Raw genomic sequence first — 4897 nt, 5'->3', positions numbered from 1 at the left:
CACGGGTCGCGGCGGTCGTCGCGGCGGTGGTCTCGGCGAGGACCGCGTCCAGGGCCTGCCGGATCGGTTCCGCGAGGGGCGGGTGGGCAGGCGGGGCCGGGGGACCCGCGGGCGCGCGGAGCGCGGTGGGCGGCAGCGTGCCGCCGAGCCGGACCAGTGGCGAGCCGAGGTCGAGCCGGACCGCGGTACCGGAACCGTTCGTGGCTGCGGCACCGTCCGTGACCGCGGCGCGGTCCGCGGCCCGGGCGGACCCGGTGGTCGGCAGCAGCCGGTCCCAGCGCGGGCTGAGCCCCTCGGTCCACAATGCGGCGGCCAGCCTGCGCAGTTGAGCCGTCCCGCCGCGGCGGTGGTCGGCCGCCGCGGCGGCGAGATGGTCCTGTCCGTGCAGGGTGTCGCCCACAAAACCTGTCAGGCTGCCGGCGCCGACCTGGACGAAGGCGCGAACGCCGGTCTCGTACAGCCGCCTGGTCAACTCCTGGAAACGGACCGGTTCCAGGAGGTGGCGCAGCACCAGTTCCCGTATCGAGGAGGGATCTTCGGGGAAGGCGGCGGCTGTTGTCGCCGACCATACGGGGCGCTGCGGGTCCCGTAGTGGCAGGGCGTCGAAGGCGACGCCGACCTGGTCGAGGTAGGGCGCCCACATCGGCGTGTGGAAGCCGGAGCGGAAGGGCATTTCCTGGGCCTGTACGCCCTGCGCGGCAAGCCTGCGTACGGCCTCGGCCAGCTGCTGCGGGTCTCCGCAGATCACCGACTGGTGCGGGCAGTTGTCGTGGCTGACCGCGGCCCGCTCCAGGCCCGCCACCGCCGCGGCCGCCTGTCGGGCACCGCAGCCCAGCGCCGCGTAGACCAGATCGGGTACGGCGAGGGACGTGGGCCGCAGCGAGCCGAGGAAGGTGTCCACGGCCTCGGGCGGATACATGCCGGCGACCACCATGGCGGTCCATTCGCCGAGGCTGTGGCCGGTCAGCAGGTCGGGTTCGATGCCCAGTTCGCTCAGTGCGCGGGTGAGGAACCGGCCGACGGCGAGGGTGTCGACGGCTCTTTCGACCAGTCCGCTGCCGCCGGCGACCCGTGGGCGGGGCAGGGACAGATGATCCGCGACGTCGTCCACGCAGGGTGGCAGCTCCGCCTCCAGCCCCGGGAAGACGAAGGCCAGCCGGGCTCCCGGCTGCCGGGCGTGCGGCCCGAAGAGGGGGCTCGGGGTGAACCACACCTCACCGCGGCCGCGCCATGGCAGTCCGCGGGCGAGGATCTTGGCGGCCAGGGCGCGGCGCTGCGGGGTGGGGCCGATCAGGGCGAGGCGGCAGGGCGCGTCGTCCGCCGGGGCCCCCGCGCTCTCCCTCAGGCCTTCGAGGGCCTGGGCGAGTTCGCCGGGGGTGTGTGCGGCGAGAAGTACGGTGCGCTCCGGCTCGGCCGTCCGCAGCGGGGGCACCCGGCGCACGGGCGGCGCGGCGGCGCTCCGCCGCCCCGGGGCTTCCTCCAGGACGGCGTGGGCGTTGATCCCGCCGAAGCCGAAGGCGTTGACGCCCGCCCGCAGCGGTACCCGTCCGGCGTCCCAGGGTTCGGCCTCGGTGACCGGACGCATCCGGGTGTGCGCCAGGCCGTCGTGTGGCTCGTCCAGATGCAGGGTCGGCGGCAGGGTGCGGTGGTGCACGGCGAGCGCGGCCTTGATCAGCCCGGCGATGCCGGCGGCCTGCATGGTGTGGCCGAGCATCGACTTCACCGAGCCCAGACCGACCGGCGCACGGCCCGCCCCGGCTGCCCCGAACACCCTGGCCAGCGTGGCGAGTTCGGCTGCGTCTCCGACCGGGGTCCCGGTGCCGTGCGCCTCCAGCAGACCGAGCGCCGCGGGGTGTGCCGGGTCGAGGCCCGCGTTGCGCCATGCCTGCTCCAACGCGGCTACCTGACCCTCCACTTGAGGACTCATCAGGCTGGACGACCGCCCGTCCCCCGCCACCCCCACTCCACGGACGACCGCATACACGCGGTCCCCGTCGCGCTCGGCGTCGGCCAGGCGTTTGAGGAGGACGACGCCGGTGCCTTCGGCGAGCAAGGTGCCGTCGGCCCGGCGGTCGAAGGGCCGGATGTGCTGGCTGGGGCTGAGCGCGCGCAGCTGGGTGAAGACGCTCCACAGGGTGGCGATATGGCAGTGGTGCACGGCCCCGGCGGCCACCAGGTCGCAGCGGCCGGCGGCCAGCAGACCGACGGCCTGGTCCACGGCCAGCAGTGCGGAGGCGCAGGCCGCGTCGAGGGTGTAGGCGGGGCCGCGGAAGTCCAGCCGGTTGGCGGTCCTGGCGGCGGTGAAGCTGGGAACCAGACCGATGGACGCCTCCGGCTGCTCGGGGCCGAGGCTCGCCTGAAAGGCCTCCCGGACGGCGGAGATCTTCGACTCCGGCCATTCCGGGGCGAGTTCGCGCAGGGTACCGGCGAGCTGGTGGGCCGTACGGACCCGCTGGTCGAGCCGGGCGGTGGCCACGCCCATGAAGCCGCCGCGGCCGAGGATCACGCCGATCCGGGAGCGGTCGGCGGGCAGCCGCTGCTCGCCGCCCGCGTCGGCGACGGCGTCGGCGACGGCGCTCAGGGCGAGCAGTTGATCGGGCTCGGCCCCCGGGACGGCGGCGGGCATGATGCCGAAGCGGGTGGGGTCGAAGGCGGCGAGATCGTCCAGGAATCCGCCTCGTCGGCAGTAGAAGCGGTCGCTGCGGGCGGGGCCTTCGGCGGCGTGCGGGTCGTAGTAGACGTCGGGGTCCCAGCGGCCGGGCGGCACGTCGGTGACACAGTCCGTACCGGCCACCAGGTTGCGCCAGTAGGCGGCGAGGTCACCGGCGCCGGGGAAGATCGCCCCCATGCCGACGATCGCGGCGTCCGTGGGCCGGGGGCCGGCCGGCCGCGCACCGGTCTCAGGCATCGCCCGCCACCTCCCCGCTCGCCTCCGCCGCCAGGACGACCTGGGGCGAGGTGCCATGGGCCAGTTCGGCGAGGAGCGCAGCGGCCGCGGCATCGGGGTCCAGCAGCGGGATGCCGCGGCGTTCGTAGGCGCGCTCCAGCTCCGGGGTGACCATGCCGCCGCCGTCGGCCGCCCACGGCCCCCAGTCGACGGCGATCACCCGACCGGCGGTACGGGCCGACCAGGCCCTCGCGAGGGTGTCCAGGGCGTCGTTGGCGGCGGCGTAGTCGGCCTGGCCCCGGTTGCCGAAGACCCCGGCGACGCTGCCGAAGAGGACGAGGAAGCCGGTGTCGTCGTCGGCCACCGAGAGCAGATGGCGGGCACCGTCGACCTTGGTGGCGAAGACCCGGGCGAACGTGGCCGGATCCTTGTCCCGCAGCAGCTTGTCCGCCACGGTGCCCGCGCCGTGCACGATCCCGTCGAGACGGCCGTGCCGGGCCCTGATGTCCCGCGCCACGGCGCGTACGGCGGCCTCGTCGGTGACATCGGCCGCGTGGTAGCGCACGGAGGCGGCGAGCGGCTCCAGGGCGGTGAGGGTGGCGGTGATCTCGCGCCGGGCCAGGATTTCGGTGGCCGCCGCCTCGATCTCGGCCGGTCGGCGCAGCCCTTGGGCGATGAGGGCGGCGCGCAGCGCGATGCGGTCGTGGGCGTGTGCGAGCGCCGGGGCCTCGGGGGCGTCGTCGAGGGGTGTACGTCCGAGGAGTTCGAGGTGGCAGCCGTGGGCGCGGGCAAGGGCGAGTGCCGTACGGGCGGTGATACCGCGCGCTCCGCCGGTCAGCAGCACCACGGAGCCGGCGCCGAGCGACAGCCCGCTGGTGGCCGTCGGATCGTCCGGCAGGGGGGTGGGGACGGTGCGCAGGGTGGTGCGGGTGCCGTTGGCGCGGCCCACGACGACCGGTTCGCCGGGGGCGCACAGCTCGGCGAGGAGATGGGCGGCGATGTGTTCGGGCCGGTCCTTGGGGTCGATGTCCACGGCGCGGATCAGGGCGTCGGGGTATTCGATGGCGGCGGTACGGGCGAAGCCGCGCAGTCCGGCGCCCGGCAGGGGGTCGGGAGCGTCCGCGGCGGGGTCCTGTCCGAAGGTGCCGCCGGCCGCGGTGGCCAGCAGCAGCCACCGGGCCCCGCCGGTCAGGGCGGTGCGCAGCCCTTCGTACTGTCCGGGCAGTACGGCGTCGTGGCTCGCCCTCAGGGCGCTGAGGTCCACCACTCCGCCCACCCCGTCGCCGGTGCACTCGGCCAGCCGCTCGCCGGGGACGGTGCGTACCCGGGCGCCATGGCGCTCCAGGAGCGCGGTGAGCGCGAGCGCCACGCCCTGTCCGTCCTCGACCACGGCGAAGTCGCTGCCCGCCAGCACCTCGGCGGTCGGCCGGCTCGCGGGCGGGCCGAGCGGGGCGACTTCGACCAGGTGGCGGGTGGGGCGTAGCGGCACCGGGGCGCGACCGGGTCCGGGCTCCGGCTCAGGGTCCGATTCGGGTCCGGGTTCGGATGCGGGCTCCGGCTCGGCGTGCGCGGCGGCGATCCGGTCGACGATGCCGCTGATGGTCTTGACCCGGGCCAGCTGCTCCACCGCCGACTCCATGGCCCCGTCGGCGTCCTTCGGCAGTCCGATCCGGTCGGCCAGCGCACCGATGATCTCCATCCGCTTGATGGAATCCACCGACAGATCGGCCTCCAGATCGAGCCCGGCATCGAGCATCTCGCGCGGATATCCGGTCCGGGTGTGAATGATCTCCCGTACGGCGTCGAGGAGTTCGGCGGGGCTCAGGCGCCGTTCCCCGGAGGTCGGCGCATGCTCGATCGCGGCATCGGCAGCGGCGCCGGTCCCCGCCTCCGCCTCCACTTCTGCCCCGGCCGCTCCGCTGTACGGCACGACGGCCCGCCCCAAGGGGGCGGCGGACCGTGCTGCCGCCCCGCCGGTCTCTCCCAAGTACCGCAACACCACGTCCCGTT

General features: G+C 75.1%; 2 protein-coding genes. Both read right to left on the bottom strand.

The window, feature by feature from the left end; genetic code table 11:
• On the bottom strand, nucleotides 1–2908 hold a 2908-nt coding region (locus tag DY245_RS34510; protein ID WP_128511055.1), incomplete at its 3' end, for a type I polyketide synthase.
• Nucleotides 2901–4897, bottom strand: a 1997-nt coding sequence (locus DY245_RS34505) for an SDR family NAD(P)-dependent oxidoreductase (protein ID WP_128511054.1), incomplete at its 5' end; no start/stop codon positions are given. The genes DY245_RS34505 and DY245_RS34510, both read right to left, overlap by 8 nt.

It is taken from the genome of Streptomyces inhibens (assembly GCF_003389455.1).
GTDB lineage: Bacteria > Actinomycetota > Actinomycetes > Streptomycetales > Streptomycetaceae > Streptomyces > Streptomyces inhibens.
The sequence above is the reverse complement of the archived record's forward strand: the minus strand, read 5'-3'. Positions and strand labels throughout refer to the sequence as shown.